This window comes from Sphingomonas flavalba (assembly GCF_004796535.1).
GTDB classification, from domain to species: Bacteria; Pseudomonadota; Alphaproteobacteria; order Sphingomonadales; family Sphingomonadaceae; genus Sphingomonas_L; species Sphingomonas_L flavalba.
Map to the genome: position 1 here is coordinate 42,441 of NZ_SPHY01000001.1, position 13,591 is coordinate 56,031.

The window sequence follows — 13,591 nt, forward strand, 5'->3', positions numbered from 1 at the left end:
TTGCCAAGCGGCCTGTCGCGCGGCTAAGGGCGGCGGCATGATCCTGGTCGTCGACAATTATGACAGCTTCACCTGGAACCTGGTCCATTACCTGATGGAACTGGGCGCGGAGACGCGGGTGGTGCGCAACGATGCGCTGAGCGTGGGCGAGGCGATGGCGTCCGGGGCGGCGGGGTTCCTGATCTCTCCGGGGCCGGGGACGCCGGACGATGCCGGCATTTCGCTGGAGCTCGTCGCTGCCTGCGCGGAGGCCGGGCGGCCGCTGCTCGGCGTCTGCCTTGGCCATCAGGCGATCGGCCAGCATTTCGGCGGGCGGGTGGTGCGCGGCGGGCTGATGCACGGCAAGACCTCTCCGGTCGCGCATGACGGCAGCGGCGTGTTCGCCGGCATCCCCTCTCCGTTCACCGCGACGCGCTATCATTCGCTGATCGTCGACGCGCTGGCGCCGCCGCTGATCGCCAATGCGACCGCGCCGGACGGCAGCGTGATGGCGGCGCGGCACGAGAGCCTGCCGATCCACGGCGTGCAGTTCCACCCGGAGAGCATCGCCACCGAGCATGGCCATGCGCTGATCGCCAATTTCCTGCGGATCGCCGGGGCGAGCGCGGCGGTCGCGGCATGACCGTCACGACAGGGCTGCCCGATCCGGCGACGCCGCTGGACGCCGAGACCGCGCGCGCGGCGTTCGACGCGATCCTCGACGGGCGCTGCGCCGACGACGCCGTCGCCGCCTTCCTTGTCGGCATGACGGTACGGGACGAGACGAGCACCGAGATCGCCGCCGCCGCGCGGGCGATGCGGGCGCGGATGATCCCGGTCGCGGCGCCCGAAGGGGCGATCGACGTGTGCGGGACCGGCGGCGACGGCGCCCACAGCCTGAACATCTCCACCGCCGTCGCCATCGTCGTCGCGGCGTGCGGCGTGCCGGTCGCCAAGCACGGCAACCGCGCCGCTTCATCCAAGGCTGGCGCCGCCGACACGCTGGAGGCGATGGGCCTGAACCTGGCCCGCGCATCGGAACGGGCGGAGGAGACGCTGGGCGACATCGGCATCGCCTTCCTGTTCGCGCAGACCCACCACCCGGCACTTGGCCGGCTGGCGCATATTCGGCGGACGATCGGGCGGCGGACGATCTTCAACCTGCTCGGCCCGCTGGCGAACCCGGCGCGGGTGACCCGCCAGCTTATCGGCGTCGCGCGGGTCGATTACCTGCCGACGGTGGCCGGCGCGCTCGATCAGCTTGGCGCCGACGCGGCGCTGGTCGTGTCCGGCGAGGAAAGCCTGGACGAGCTGTCGATCGCCGGGCCGAGCCGGATGGTGCAGCTCGGCACCTGCGGCAGCGCCACGGTGACCGTCACGCCGGAGGACGCCGGGCTGCCCCGCCACGGGCTGGACGCGATCCGCGGCGGCGATCCGGCGTTCAACGCCGCCGCGCTCGGCGCGCTGCTGATCGGTGCGGAAAGCCCGTATCGCGACGCGGTGCTGCTGAACGCCGCCGCCGCGCTGATCGTTGCCGGCCACGCGGCGACGCTGGCCGAGGGCGCCGAGGAAGCGGCCGAGGCGATCGACCGGGGACTGGCCAAGGCGCTGCTCGACTGCTGGATCGCGACCTGCCGATGACCGACATGCTGGAGACGATCTGCGCGACGACGCGAGCGGAGGTGGCCCGGCGCAAGGCGGCGCGGCCGCAGGCCGACATCGAAGCCGCGATCGCCGGGCAGACGCCGCCGCGCGGCTTCCGCGCCGCGCTCGACGCGATGCCGGGTCACGCGCTGATCGCCGAGATCAAGAAGGCCAGCCCGTCCAAGGGGCTGATCCGCGCCGATTTCGACCCGCCGGCCCACGCCCGCGCCTATCAGGCCGGCGGCGCGGCCTGCCTGTCCGTGCTGACCGACACGCCCTATTTCCAGGGCCATGCCGACTATCTGGTCGCGGCGCGCGCCGCCTGCACGCTGCCGGTGCTGCGCAAGGACTTCATGGTCGACCCGTGGCAGGTGGCGGAAGCGCGGGCGATGGGCGCCGACGCGATCCTGATCATCGTTGCCGCCCTCGACGACGGGCAGATGGCCGAGATCGAGGCAGCGGCGATCGACCAGGGCATGGACGCGCTGGTCGAGGTCCACGACGCAGCGGAGCTGGAGCGGGCGCTGCGCCTGCGATCGCGTCTGATCGGGGTCAACAACCGCAACCTGCGCGACTTCTCGGTCGATTTCGAACGGACCTACGAGCTGGTCGGCCGGGCGCCGGCCGGCTGCACCTTCGTTGCCGAAAGCGGGCTGGGCAGCGCCGCCGACCTGGACGCGATGGCTGCCCACGGCGTGCGCTGCTTCCTGGTCGGCGAAGCGCTGATGCGCGAGAACGACGTCGAGGCGGCGACGCGGCGGCTGCTCGGGCGATAGGCGCTCGGGACGGCGCCAACCGCCGGCGCTTGACGCGGGCGCGGATGTTTCCTACACGTTCTCCGTTCGTTCCAGCGGAGACATACGATGCTGACGCGCAAGCAACATGAACTGATCTGCTTCATCCACGACCGGCTGGCCGAAAGCGGCGTGTCGCCGTCGTTCGAGGAGATGAAGGAGGCGCTGGACCTGAAGTCCAAGTCCGGGGTCCACCGGCTGGTCAACGCGCTGGTCGAGCGCGGCTATATCCGCCGTCTGCCCAACCGCGCCCGCGCGCTGGAGGTGCTGCGCGCGCCGGAGCGGCCGAAGAACGCCGGCGCCGCGCGATCCGCCCCGACCCCGCCGCCGATCGCCGCCAACGACGTGCTGGAGATCCCGCTGCACGGCCGCATCGCCGCCGGCCTGCCGATCGAGGCGCTGGAAGGGCAGAGCATGTTGTCGGTGCCGGCGGCGCTGCTCGGCAATGGCGAGCATTACGCGCTGGAAGTGTCGGGCGATTCGATGGTCGAGGCCGGTATCCTCGACGGCGACTATGCGCTGATCCGCCGCGCCGACACCGCCCGGGACGGCCAGATCGTCGTCGCGCTGATCGACGACAACGAGGCGACGCTGAAATATTACCGCCACGAAGGCGCGATGGTGCGGCTCGACCCGGCCAACCGCGCTTATGACCCGCAACGCTACCATCCCGACCAGATCCGCGTTCAGGGCCAACTGGCCGGCCTGCTGCGCCGCTACTGAGCACAGAGCCGGGCGCGGCTCTGCAAGGCGGGCGGACGCGACGCGGTTCGTGTTGCGCCACGGGTGAAGGCGGACGGGCACCGGGTGCGGGCGACAGGCCGATGGGGTCGGCGCCATGGCGCGCGGGTGGGGCACGCGGCGTGCTCTCACCGCCGCTGGCGGGTTTGACGGGGCGGCTGTTTCCGGCGCGTGGTTCGGCTGCCGGCCCCTCCTGCACGCGGCGCTTTTTGGAGAGTCCGGCAGGTGAGTTCCGCCTGTGTGGATTGCCGCGCCCTTTCGGGGCTCGCAATGACGATCCTGCTTTGCGCCCCTTCGGGAGCCCGCAATGCCGGCTGCGATCTTGTCGGCTGAGGTTTGCCGGCGTTACGCCGGACGGGTCGGATTGGATGCGGGCGGCAGGCGGACGGGGCGTTTGCCCGGCCTGCCGGCGGCGGGCTGACAGGTCTGCGCGAACCGCCGGCGGTCATCGGTGTGGAGGCGGGATGGCGGCCGGCTGCACAGCAGAAGGGCGGCCCCTTGCGGGACCGCCCTTGCCGATGGTTATCCGATCGTCCGGCTAGCGGACGCAGACGTTACTTGCCGAACACCGCATATTGTTCGTTGCCGACAAAGCCCATCTTGGTCACGCCCGAGCGCTTGACCACGGCCAGAACCCGGTCGACGACCTCGTAGCGGGCCTGCGGATCCGGCTGGATGTGCAGTTCCGGCTCCGGCGTCATGACCTTGGTCCGGTCCAGATACTGGCGCAGCGTCACCAGATCGATCGGCGAACCATTCCACAGCACGACGCCACGGGGGTCGATGCTGAGCTGGTTCTTGTCCGGCTCGACCGGAGGCGGGTTCTTCTGGTCCGAATTGGCCGGAAGATCGATCTTCACCGCGTGGGTCTGGATCGGGATGGTGATGATGAACATGATGAGCAGAACGAGCAGGACGTCGATCAACGGCGTCGTGTTAATTTCCATCATCGGGGCGCCGTCGTCGCGGCCACCGCTCATTGCCATGTTGTGTTACTCCTTGGCAGTCGGTCTCAGAGACGCGTGACGACGCCGCCGGGCGGCGGTTCGGAAATGAAGCCGACCCGCGCGAAGCCAGCCCGCTGCATCGTGAAGATCGTGCCGCCGATGCACCGGTAGGGCGTGTTCACGTCACCGCGAATGTGGACTTCGGGCAGTTCGAGGCCGGGGGCGTTGACGCCGCCCTGCTTCTCGATCTCCAACTTCAGCTTGTCGACCGCGCGATTGAGCAGTTCCGTCGAGTTCACTCGCGTCTGATTCCAGTAGACCTCACAAGCACCGGTATCGCTTGCCTTGACCGACAGCGAGACATTCTCCGGCTTGGTGGTGGTCGGATCGAACCGAACGTCGGGCAGCTTGACCGGCACGGTCTGGATCACGACCGGAATTGCGATCAGGAAAACGATCAGCAACACCAGCATGACGTCCGTGAGCGGGACGACGTTGATGTCCGACATCGGAACATCCGTATCTCCGCCGACAGTGTGAGACATAATCTAGGATCCTATCCGTCACATTCATTATGTCCGCCCTATAGCGAGGCGGAGGAGAAGGGGGGCCGGCGCCCGAGGCTACCCGCCCCCCTTCCTGCGCACTTAGGCCTTCGGCGGCGTCGAACCACCACCCGGCGTGCCCGGACGGGCGGGCGCCGCGGCGGGGCGAGCCGGCGCGGCCTTGCCGGCGGCGACCGGCCGAACGTTGCCGCTCGAGCTCAGGTAGCTCTGAACGTCGTTGACGAAGCCGTCCAGATCCTCGGCGATCACCTTGTTGCGACGCTGCAGCCAGTTGTAGGCAAGCACCGCCGGCACGGCGACGACCAGGCCGAGCGCGGTCATGATCAGCGCTTCACCGACCGGACCGGCAACCGCGTCGATCGACGCCTGACCGGCGAGACCGATCTTGATCAGCGCGCGGTAGATGCCGACCACGGTACCGAACAGACCGATGAACGGCGCCGTCGCACCCACGGTGGCGAGGAACGGAAGCCCGCCGCCCTCGAGGCTGGACGAGATCAGCGCGCGGCTGCGGCCGAGCGCGGCATCCGTCCAGTCGTGCGCCTCGATCGAGCTGTCGGTCAGCTTGGCGTGCTGCTCCTGCGCGGCGATCGCGTCGTCGACGATCTGGCGATAGGCGGAGTCCTTCTCCAGCTTCGCGGCACCGTCCTTCAGGTTGGTCAGGTTCCAGAAGCTGGCGCGGACGCGCCGCGTCTGGCTCATGATCCGGTGCTGTTCGTAGAGCTTGGTGAACAGAACGTAGAACGAGAACACCGACATGATCATCAGGATGGCGAACGTCGACTGGGCGATGATGCCGCCCTGCTGAAGCGCCGGGACCAGGCCGTACGGATTCTCCCCGGCCGGTTCGGCCGCGCCGGCGGCGGCCATGAGCTGGATCAACATATTGTTTTCCTCACAAGTGCTTATGTCTGTTGAGCATCAAGCCAACCTGGCCCGCCGGGCCAGGTTGGCCGGTTGTTATTTCGGCAGCACCCACCGCACGCGTCGCGATGACGTCGAACGAATGGGATTCCCCGCCTGGTCAAGCGCCGCCTTGTAACGGCCGCGACGCGTGATCAACCTGCAAGCGGCGTCATCGAGTTCCTTGGAACCGCTCGAATCCGTCACGTGGCAATTTTCCACGCGGCCCTGCTCGTTGATCTCCCAGGCAATGGCACTGGTGCCCTGCTCCTCACGACGCTGGGCGCCGGGCGGATAGTCAGCATCGGTGATCCAGTTCGCCGGATTACCGGACGCAGCCGCAGCCTTGCTGATCGCCGGAGGGGGTGGCGGAGGCGGCGGGGGCGGCGGTTTCGGCGGCTCGGGCCGCGCGACCGGCTGGGTGAATATGACCGGCGCAGCGGTCACGGTTGGCGCCTGCACGATCGGCGGAGGCGCAACCACCGGTGGCGGCGGAAGCGGTTGATCCGGCGGCGGCGGTGGCGGCGGCTCCTCAGGTGGCGGCGGCTCGTCCGCGACGTCAAAGGTCTTCAGGTCCTCCTGGACCTTCTTGATCACGTTGAACGCGAGACCCGTGACGAACGCATAGCCGAGGACAGCGTGAAGAAGCAGGACGACGACAATCGCCCCGATCTTTCCGCCACCCATTTTCTGGTCAGCGTAGGCCATTCAGAAACGACACTCCCTCTTACCCCTGCCACGGCCGCCACATCAGCGCGGCCGCGACGAAATTGGCAACAACCCCGGTCCGCCCTGCATTATGATCTCATCCGGCGGAGGCGGGTTGTCTATCGCGCAACAACGTCGGAACGCAAACGCTTTGTCCCGACTTTGAGTATCGGTGATGGATATGGCAGTAATGCTGCACCGCACCGCCCGGAGCGGACGGAGACGGTGGAGGACCGATGCGCATATTGACGACCCTGGCGCTACTGTTGGCAGCTACCGGCATGCATGCCGCCCAAATGACTGATAAACAATCGGTTAACATGGGCGCGGAGGCCCCACCCTATACCTATGCGGACCTCGCCGACCTGGCCCTTGCCGCCCCTGTCGTGTTGTCCGGAACGGTGGCGAAAACGGTCCGGCTGAAGGGCGAACAGGCGGCCGGCGTCCCCCCCGGCAAGGTCCGGCTCTACGTTACCGTCACCGTCGCGACGTTGATTCGCGGGGCCAACGGGATCCCTTCAACCGTGAACTATCTCGTCGACCTGCCGCTCGATTCGCGGGGCCGCCCGCCCAAGCTGAAAAAGGCGCAGGTCATTCTCCTCGCCGCCGCCGCGCAAGGTGGCGACCTGCGCCTTGTCGCCCCCGACGCGCAACTGCCGTGGGCGGCGGAAGCCGAGGCGACGCTGCGCGCGATCCTGAAGGAAGCGACCGCCGCCGACGCGCCGCCGCCGATCACCGGCGTCGGCAGCGCGTTCCACGTGCCGGGCAACCTGCCGGGGGAAAGCGAAACCCAGATTTTCCTGCGCACCGCCGATCGCCGCCCGGTTTCGCTGAGCGTGCTGCGCCGCCCCGGCGCGGCGCCCGGCTGGTCGGTCGCGCTGAGCGAGATCGTCGACGAGGCGGCCGCACCGCCGCCGCCGGCCAGCCTGCTGTGGTACCGGCTGGCCTGCGGCCTGCCCCGAACGCTGCCCTACGAGGCGCTTGCCGGCGCCGACCCGGCGCAGGCGGAGATGATTCGCGCGGATTATCAGGTGGTGATCCGCCAGCTCGGCCCGTGCGAGCGCAGCCGGCAGCGGGATTAGGGCGGCTCGCCATTCAGAAGATGGCGGGCCGTCCCGGAGCGCGGTCATTGGTGATGGGACCGTCATCCCGGCGAAGGCCGGGATCTTGCAGGTGCGCCAGGCCGAAAGGGGAGATCCCGGCTTTCGCCGGGATGGCGGCATGTGCGCATCGCCCGGCGCGGAGGCCGGTCAGCGCCCTTTGCCGAGGTGGATGAAGTCGCGGTCGAAGGCGGTCAGGCTGGCGCCGCCGTCGACGAACAGGATCTGCCCGGTCGTCGATTCGGCGGCGGCGAGAAAGGCGACCGCGTCGGCGACGTCCGCCGGGCGAGACAGGCGGCCGAGCGGCATCATCGCCGCCAGCCGGTCGACCTGTTCCGGCACATAGTCGGCGGTCGGCAGGGTCAGGCCCGGCGCCACCCCGCACACCCGCACGTTCGGCGCCAGCGCCCGTGCTAGAGTGCGCGTCATTTCCGCCAGCAACTGCTTCGACAGGGTGTAGGACAACTGGTCGCGGTGCGGGTTGACGATGCGTTCGTCGAGGATGTTGACCACCGCCAGCGGCGCGGCGGGGCCGGCCATCGCCGCCAGCGCCAAGGTCAGCGCGAACGGCGCGACCGCGTTGACCGCCAGATGGGCGCCGAGGCCGGCGCTGGTCGCCGTGCCGGCGTCATCCTCCTCGAAGCGGGCGGCGTTGTTGACCAGCAGCGTCGGCGCCATGCCGAAACGGGCGCGCACCTGTTCGGGCAGCGCCGCCACCGCCGCCGGGTCCGCCAGGTCGGCGGCAAAGCGTTCCACCGCGACGCCGGCGGCGGCGATCCGTTCGGCCAGCCCCGGCTCCAGCCCGCCGTCCTGGCTGGCATGGAGGGCCAGCGCGTAGCCGTCCTCGGCCAGCCGCCCGGCGATCGCCGCGCCGAGCCGGCGGCAGCCGCCGGTGACCAGCGCCAGCTTCATGGCGCGTGGCGGACCATCGTCAGCCCGATCGATTCGCCGTTTTGCGATATGGCGAGCTTGACGATCTTGACCGAGACGCGGCGGACGCGCGGGTCCTGCAGGAACAGGGTGTCGGCGATGTGGTCGGCGATCGATTCGATCAGCCCGAAATGGACGTCGCGCGGGATCGCCTCCGTCACCGCGCGTTTCAGGTCGAGATAGTTCTTCGATGCCGACAGCGGCGTTTCCGGCGCGAACCGGTCGGGGCAGCGCAGGTCGGCGGTGACCGAGATGCGCAGCGGCTGGGGCAGCTTGGTTTCTTCCGACAGGATGCCGGTCAGCAGCGCGATGCTGATGTCGCTGACCTCAAGGCGCAGCAGGTCTTCCGCAGTATCGATCATTCGCGTCCCTCTTTGGGCCGGGCGATGCGGACGGGGGCGGCCGGATTCACGCTTCCCTTTCGCCGGCGCGGCGTTAGAGCGCGATCGGTTCCCACGTTTCCCCGACCCGAAAAGGCTCTAGAGCGCGCCGCGCCGGGCGTCCATGCCCCGTTTGTGAAGGTTCCTGCCATGGTTTCCATCGTGCCGCTGTCCGCCATTCCCGAAGCGGAGGTCGAAGCGCTGCTCGACCGCGCGTTCGGCGCGGACCGGCACGGGCGAACCGCCTACCGGCTGCGCGCCGGCACCCGCTGGATCGCGGCGCTGAGCCTGGCGGCGACCGACGACGCCGACCGGCTGCTCGGCAGCGTGCAGAGCTGGCCGGTGCGGCTGGGCGGCGATCCGCTGGTCATGGTCGGCCCGGTCGCGGTCGAGCCGGCGCACCAGCAGCACGGCATCGGCCGCGCGCTGATGACCGCGCTGATCGCCGCCGCCGACGCCAGCGCCCTGCCCGGCGCCGACGCGCTGATGATGATCGGCGACCCGGAATATTACGGCCGTTTCTTCGGCTTCACCGCTGACGCGACCGGCGGCTGGGTGATCGACGGCCCGGTCGAGCGGCGGCGGCTGCTCGCCCGGCTGCGCCCCGGCCGCCGTGTCGCCGCCGCCGGCGCGATCCTGCCCCGCACCGACAGGCCAGCCGGCTGAGCGGTTGCATCCGGGGGCGGCGCGGCTATGGCTGGGGCATGTCCAGCCAGCCCCCCCTTGCCGACCTTGCCGGCCTGTCGCTCGCCGAGATCGCGCGGCTGGCGGAAGCGCGGCGCCTGCCGCCGGTCGACAGCTGGAACCCGACGCATTGCGGCGACAGCGAGATGCGGATCGCCAGCGACGGCACCTGGTACCACCAGGGATCGCCGATCGGCCGCCCGGCGATGGTCCGGCTGTTCTCGACGATCCTGCGCCGCGAGCCGGACGGCGGCTATGTGCTGGTCACTCCGGTCGAGAAGCTGGACATCGCCGTCGACGACGCGCCGTTCGTCGCGGTCGAGCTGAAAAGCGAGGGGCAGGGCCGCGACCGGCAACTCGCCTTCCGGTTGAACACCGGTGACGGCGTCGTCGCCGGGGCGGAGCACCCGCTGCGCTTCGCCGAGACCGGAGCGGGGCCGCGCCCCTATCTGACGGTGCGCAGCGGGCTGGAGGCGCTGGTCGCGCGCGCGGTTTATTACGAACTAGCGGCGCTGGCGCTCGACGATGACGACGGCCTGCCCGGCGTGTGGAGCGACGGCGTGTTCTTTCCGTTCCCAACGACATGACCGCGCCCGCCACGCCCCTCGCCGACCGCCTCGCCGCGGCGCTGGCGACGGCGCGCGGCCGCGACGTCGCGCTGATCGCCAGCGACACGATGGACCTGGTCGCCGGCGCGCCGGCGGCGCCGGTGCCGGCGGCGGTGCTGGTCGCGATCACCGAACGGCCGGACCCCGGCGTCATCCTGACCCGGCGCACCGCGACGCTGCGCCAGCATGCCGGGCAGATCGCCCTGCCCGGCGGGCGGATCGACCCGGCGGACACCGGCCCGGTCGCCGCCGCGCTGCGCGAGGCGGAGGAAGAGATCGCCCTGCCCCGCGCCGCGGTGTCGGTGATCGGCACCGTCGACCCCTATCGCACCGTCACCGGCTTCGACGTGACGCCGGTGGTCGGCGTCGTCCCGCCGGACCTGCCGCTGCACCCGAGCGCGGCCGAGGTCGAAAGCTGGTTCGAGGTGCCGCTCGCCTTCCTGCTCGAGCCGCGCAACCAGATGGAGCTGAGCGCCGAGTGGCGCGGGCGGACGCGGCATTACCACGAGATCGTCTGGAACGGGCACCGGATCTGGGGCGCGACGGCGGCGATGCTGGTCAACCTCGGGCGGCGGCTGGCATGGCCGATCTGACCCTGCCCGACGCGCCGTGGCGCCACCGGCCGGGGCTGGACCGGCTGCTCGCCGCGCTCGGTGCCGGGGCCGGCGAGACACGCTTCGTCGGCGGGGCGGTGCGCGACACGCTGCTGGGTCTGCCGGTCGCCGACCTCGACCTGGCGACGCGGCTGCGGCCGGAGGCGGTGCGCGACCGCATCCGCGCCGCCGGGCTGAAGGCGGTGCCGACCGGCCTTGCCCACGGCACGATCACCGCGGTGCTGGCCGACGGGCCGGTCGAGGTGACGACGCTGCGCCGCGACGTGTCGACCGACGGGCGCCGGGCGACGGTCGCGTTCAGCGACGACTGGCGCGAGGATGCGGCGCGGCGCGATTTCACGATCAACGCCCTTTATGCCGACCCGGCGAGCGGCGCGCTGTTCGACTATTTCGGTGGCGCCGACGACCTCACGGCCCGACGGGTCCGCTTCATTGGCGATCCGCTGACCCGGATCGCCGAGGACCATCTGCGCATCCTGCGGTTCTTCCGCTTCCATGCTCGCTTCGGCGGCGGCGCGCCGGATGCCGAGGGCTATGCCGCCTGCGCCGCGCGCGCCAACGACCTGATGGCGCTGTCGCGCGAGCGGATCGCCGACGAATTGCTGAAGATGCTGGCCGGCCACGACCCGGCCACGCCGATCGGCCTGATGCGCGACCGCGCGATCCTGACCCCGGTGCTGCCGGAGATCGACGGCGCCGGCGAGCAGCGGCTGGCGGCGCTGGTCGCGGCGGAAGCGGCCGCCAGCATCGCCCCCGACCGCATTCGCAGGCTGATCGCGCTGCTGCCCGGCGACCCGGCGGTCGCCGACGCGATCCTCGCCCGGCTGAAGCTATCCAACGCGATCCGCAAGCGCGCCGCGCTGGTGCTGGCGCCCTGCGCCGAAACCGCGCCGGACCGGATCGGCTATCGGCTGGGGCGCGAGGCAGCGATCGACCGGCTGCTGATCGCCGGGCGGACGGAGGAGGCGTCGGCGCTGGGCGACTGGCAGCGGCCGACGCTGCCGATAAGCGGCGGCGCGCTGGTTGCGCGCGGGCTGAGCGCCGGGCCGGCGGTAGCGCGGGCGCTGCGCCGGATCGAGGAACAATGGGTGGCGGAGGGCTTTCCGGATACCGCGCGGGTCGCGGCGATCGCGGACGCGGTGGTCAGGCGGACGGCGGAATAGCCGGGCCGGGCCGGCGGGCCGACGGGCGTTCCCGCCAATAGGCCCATGCCTCGTCCGCATCGAGGGCACGGGCGTAGTAATAGCCCTGGCCACGGGTGCAGCCGAGCGCGCCGACAAGCTGCGACAATTCCAGCGTCTCGATGCCTTCGGCGATGGTTTCCATGCCGAGCGCCTGGGCGAGCGACAGGATGGCGCGGACGATCGCCGACTTGTCGCGGTCGACCAGCATGTCGGTGACGAAGCTGCGGTCGATCTTCAATATGTCGATCGGCAGCCGCTGAAGCAGCGCCAGGTTGGAGAAGCCGGTGCCGAAATCGTCCATCGCGATCGTCGCCTCGAGGTTCTTCAGCGAGCCCAGCGTCTGCGCGGCGCGGTCCGGGTCGGCGATGATCGCGCTTTCGGTCAGTTCGAGCACCAGCCGTTCCCCGCCGATGCCGTGGGCGACGAGCGAGGCGGCGACCGCCGCCGCGACATTGTCGCTGGCGATCTGGATCGGCGAGATGTTGACCGCCATCGAGATCGGCAACGGCGCCCCGGCCCGCCGGTCCCAATCGGCAAGCGTGCGGAGCGCGCTGTCCAGCGCCCAGCGGCCGAGCGGGCGGATCAGGCCGGATTCCTCGGCCACCGGAATGAATTCGCCCGGCGGCACGTCGCGCCCGTCGACCTGCCAGCGGGCAAGCGCCTCGAACCCCGAGACCGCGCCGGTAACGAGGTCGATCAGCGGCTGGAAGGCCAGGGTGAGCGCATCCTGCTCGATCGCGCGGCGCAGCTCGGTCTCCAGCGCGAAACGGTGGGCGGCGAGGTTGGACGCCGACGAGTGATAGACCTCGAACCGGCCGCTGGCCTTGGCCGCCTTGACCGCGAACTGGGCGCGGCGGACGGTCTCGGCCAGGTCGCAGCGCGGATCGAACAGCGCGCCGCCGACCGCGCAGTCGATGCTGATCTCCAGTTCCGACAGCCGGCACGGGTCGGCGAAGATGCCGGCGATGCGGCGGGCGACATGTTCGGCGTCGGCGATGCCGTTGGTGAGGCGAATCAACAGCCCGAATTCGTTGCCGCCGGTGCGGGCGATGACGTCGCCGGCGCGCAGCACCGCCATCAACCGCCGGGCGACGGTGATCAGCAGTTCATCGCCGGCGATCGGCCCGATCGATTCGTTGATCCGGCTGAACCGCCGGACGTCGACGATCAGAACGGCGTGGTCGGCCTGGCCGTCACCCTCGTCGATCAGCGCCTCGATCCGCTCGTTGAAACCGGCGCGGTTGGGCAGGCCGGTCAAGGCGTCGTGCAGCATTTCCAGCCGCAGCGTCTTGTGTGCCTGGCGCTCGCTGGTCCGGTCGATCAGCGTGATCAGGCCGCGCGGCGCCGGCGCGTCGAGCACGTGCAGGCGCGACAGCCGCACCTCGAACTGGCGGCCGACGACCTCGTCACCGTCGATCCAGTCGAACATCTGCGTATCGTCTTCGCCGGCGAGGAACGCTTCGAGCCGCGCGCCAAGGCCGCTGCGCGCGACGATGCCGCGCCCCTTGCCGGCAGGATCGGCGGCGTCAAGCGCCCGATACAGCCGATTGCTGGCGCCCAGTTCCGGCGCATCGCCGCCGGTCCGGATCATCACCGCCGCCGCCAGCGGCATCGCGTCGAGGAACAGGCCGCGCGCCCGCATCAGCTTGTCGCGCAACACCGGTGGCAGATCGGCGACGCCGATGCCGTCCTCCGCGCGATCGATCGCCGACTGGATACAGTATTTTCGGTTCGGGCGCATCAAAAACGCCCTAGGCCGCAACAGGTTAACGCGAAGTCAACCCGAATGCGGCGTTTCCGTGCCGGGCT

The 13,591-nt window shown here is 70.4% G+C and carries 16 protein-coding genes; 9 read left to right on the forward strand and 7 right to left on the reverse strand.

All coding sequences use genetic code 11. The features are described from left to right. Positions 1–37: 37 nt before the first annotated feature. The 4 genes from E4A53_RS00205 (at position 38) to lexA (ending at position 3,140) form a co-directional block, all read left to right on the forward strand. Entirely contained in the window at positions 38–622 is a 585-nt protein-coding gene (locus tag E4A53_RS00205; protein ID WP_136161103.1) for an anthranilate synthase component II, read from the forward strand. After that, on the forward strand, positions 619–1,620 hold the full coding sequence (trpD, locus tag E4A53_RS00210) for an anthranilate phosphoribosyltransferase (protein WP_136161104.1): 1,002 nt from the start codon (positions 619–621) through the stop codon (positions 1,618–1,620). The genes E4A53_RS00205 and trpD overlap by 4 nt, the downstream gene beginning before the upstream one ends. Further along, a complete protein-coding gene (gene trpC / locus E4A53_RS00215; RefSeq protein ID WP_136161105.1) occupies positions 1,617–2,399 on the forward strand; it encodes an indole-3-glycerol phosphate synthase TrpC in 783 nt (260 codons plus the stop codon). The genes trpD and trpC overlap by 4 nt, the downstream gene beginning before the upstream one ends. Positions 2,400–2,486: 87 nt before the next feature. Further along, on the forward strand, positions 2,487–3,140 hold the full coding sequence (lexA, locus tag E4A53_RS00220) for a transcriptional repressor LexA (RefSeq protein WP_136161106.1): 654 nt from the start codon (positions 2,487–2,489) through the stop codon (positions 3,138–3,140). A 572-nt stretch (positions 3,141–3,712) separates the two neighbouring features. Here the strand turns inward: lexA and E4A53_RS00225 are convergent. The 4 genes from E4A53_RS00225 to E4A53_RS00240 all read right to left on the reverse strand — a co-directional run bounded on the left by E4A53_RS00225 (position 3,713) and on the right by E4A53_RS00240 (position 6,282). Continuing rightward, a complete protein-coding gene (locus E4A53_RS00225; RefSeq protein WP_136161107.1) occupies positions 3,713–4,144 on the reverse strand; it encodes an ExbD/TolR family protein in 432 nt (143 codons plus the stop codon). Between the two features lie 26 nt (positions 4,145–4,170). Further along, on the reverse strand, positions 4,171–4,650 hold the full coding sequence (locus tag E4A53_RS00230) for an ExbD/TolR family protein (protein WP_136161108.1): 480 nt from the start codon (positions 4,648–4,650) through the stop codon (positions 4,171–4,173). Between the two features lie 102 nt (positions 4,651–4,752). Beyond that, on the reverse strand, positions 4,753–5,556 hold the full coding sequence (locus E4A53_RS00235) for a MotA/TolQ/ExbB proton channel family protein (protein ID WP_136161109.1): 804 nt from the start codon (positions 5,554–5,556) through the stop codon (positions 4,753–4,755). Positions 5,557–5,631: 75 nt separating this feature from the next. Continuing rightward, positions 5,632–6,282, reverse strand: a complete 651-nt coding sequence (locus E4A53_RS00240) for an energy transducer TonB (RefSeq protein WP_136161110.1) — start codon at positions 6,280–6,282, stop codon at positions 5,632–5,634. A gap of 320 nt (positions 6,283–6,602) precedes the next feature. On the opposite strand from E4A53_RS00240, the gene E4A53_RS00245 reads away from it, so the two are divergent. Beyond that, positions 6,603–7,364 (forward strand): hypothetical protein, encoded by a 762-nt coding sequence (locus tag E4A53_RS00245; protein WP_239018057.1) that lies wholly within the window; start codon positions 6,603–6,605, stop codon positions 7,362–7,364. Positions 7,365–7,532: 168 nt separating this feature from the next. Here E4A53_RS00245 and E4A53_RS00250 read toward each other — a convergent pair whose 3' ends face one another. Next, a complete protein-coding gene (locus tag E4A53_RS00250; RefSeq protein ID WP_136161111.1) occupies positions 7,533–8,294 on the reverse strand; it encodes an SDR family oxidoreductase in 762 nt (253 codons plus the stop codon). Further along, complete coding sequence (locus tag E4A53_RS00255; RefSeq protein WP_136161112.1) at positions 8,291–8,674, reverse strand: dihydroneopterin aldolase; 384 nt, start codon at positions 8,672–8,674, stop codon at positions 8,291–8,293. The genes E4A53_RS00250 and E4A53_RS00255 overlap by 4 nt, the downstream gene beginning before the upstream one ends. 168 nt (positions 8,675–8,842) lie before the next feature. Here E4A53_RS00255 and E4A53_RS00260 point away from each other — a divergent pair, with 168 nt between their 5' ends. The 4 genes from E4A53_RS00260 to E4A53_RS00275 are packed head-to-tail and all read left to right on the forward strand — an operon-like array spanning position 8,843 to position 11,761. Continuing rightward, positions 8,843–9,358, forward strand: a complete 516-nt coding sequence (locus E4A53_RS00260; protein ID WP_136161113.1) for a GNAT family N-acetyltransferase — start codon at positions 8,843–8,845, stop codon at positions 9,356–9,358. Between the two features lie 38 nt (positions 9,359–9,396). Beyond that, on the forward strand, positions 9,397–9,963 hold the full coding sequence (locus E4A53_RS00265; RefSeq protein ID WP_136161114.1) for a DUF1285 domain-containing protein: 567 nt from the start codon (positions 9,397–9,399) through the stop codon (positions 9,961–9,963). Further along, on the forward strand, positions 9,960–10,577 hold the full coding sequence (locus E4A53_RS00270) for a CoA pyrophosphatase (protein WP_136161115.1): 618 nt from the start codon (positions 9,960–9,962) through the stop codon (positions 10,575–10,577). The genes E4A53_RS00265 and E4A53_RS00270 overlap by 4 nt, the downstream gene beginning before the upstream one ends. Continuing rightward, entirely contained in the window at positions 10,565–11,761 is a 1,197-nt protein-coding gene (locus E4A53_RS00275) for a CCA tRNA nucleotidyltransferase (protein ID WP_136161116.1), read from the forward strand. Before E4A53_RS00270 ends, E4A53_RS00275 begins: the two co-directional genes overlap by 13 nt. Here the strand turns inward: E4A53_RS00275 and E4A53_RS00280 are convergent. Then, a complete protein-coding gene (locus E4A53_RS00280) occupies positions 11,742–13,523 on the reverse strand; it encodes a putative bifunctional diguanylate cyclase/phosphodiesterase (RefSeq protein ID WP_239018058.1) in 1,782 nt (593 codons plus the stop codon). The two genes, E4A53_RS00275 and E4A53_RS00280, sit on opposite strands and share 20 nt — an antisense overlap. Positions 13,524–13,591: the final 68 nt, after the last annotated feature.

Bases quoted from the DNA above. Each gene is read 5' to 3' on its own strand.
- E4A53_RS00205 (WP_136161103.1), top strand. From the start codon at position 38: ATGATCCTGGTCGTCGACAATTATGACAGCTTCACCTGGAACCTGGTC.
- trpD (WP_136161104.1), top strand. From the start codon at position 619: ATGACCGTCACGACAGGGCTGCCCGATCCGGCGACGCCGCTGGACGCC.
- trpC (WP_136161105.1), top strand. From the start codon at position 1,617: ATGACCGACATGCTGGAGACGATCTGCGCGACGACGCGAGCGGAGGTG.
- lexA (WP_136161106.1), top strand. From the start codon at position 2,487: ATGCTGACGCGCAAGCAACATGAACTGATCTGCTTCATCCACGACCGG.
- E4A53_RS00225 (WP_136161107.1), bottom strand. From the start codon at position 4,144: ATGGCAATGAGCGGTGGCCGCGACGACGGCGCCCCGATGATGGAAATT.
- E4A53_RS00230 (WP_136161108.1), bottom strand. From the start codon at position 4,650: ATGTCTCACACTGTCGGCGGAGATACGGATGTTCCGATGTCGGACATC.
- E4A53_RS00235 (WP_136161109.1), bottom strand. From the start codon at position 5,556: ATGTTGATCCAGCTCATGGCCGCCGCCGGCGCGGCCGAACCGGCCGGG.
- E4A53_RS00240 (WP_136161110.1), bottom strand. From the start codon at position 6,282: ATGGCCTACGCTGACCAGAAAATGGGTGGCGGAAAGATCGGGGCGATT.
- E4A53_RS00245 (WP_239018057.1), top strand. From the start codon at position 6,603: ATGGGCGCGGAGGCCCCACCCTATACCTATGCGGACCTCGCCGACCTG.
- E4A53_RS00250 (WP_136161111.1), bottom strand. From the start codon at position 8,294: ATGAAGCTGGCGCTGGTCACCGGCGGCTGCCGCCGGCTCGGCGCGGCG.
- E4A53_RS00255 (WP_136161112.1), bottom strand. From the start codon at position 8,674: ATGATCGATACTGCGGAAGACCTGCTGCGCCTTGAGGTCAGCGACATC.
- E4A53_RS00260 (WP_136161113.1), top strand. From the start codon at position 8,843: ATGGTTTCCATCGTGCCGCTGTCCGCCATTCCCGAAGCGGAGGTCGAA.
- E4A53_RS00265 (WP_136161114.1), top strand. From the start codon at position 9,397: ATGTCCAGCCAGCCCCCCCTTGCCGACCTTGCCGGCCTGTCGCTCGCC.
- E4A53_RS00270 (WP_136161115.1), top strand. From the start codon at position 9,960: ATGACCGCGCCCGCCACGCCCCTCGCCGACCGCCTCGCCGCGGCGCTG.
- E4A53_RS00275 (WP_136161116.1), top strand. From the start codon at position 10,565: ATGGCCGATCTGACCCTGCCCGACGCGCCGTGGCGCCACCGGCCGGGG.
- E4A53_RS00280 (WP_239018058.1), bottom strand. From the start codon at position 13,523: ATGCGCCCGAACCGAAAATACTGTATCCAGTCGGCGATCGATCGCGCG.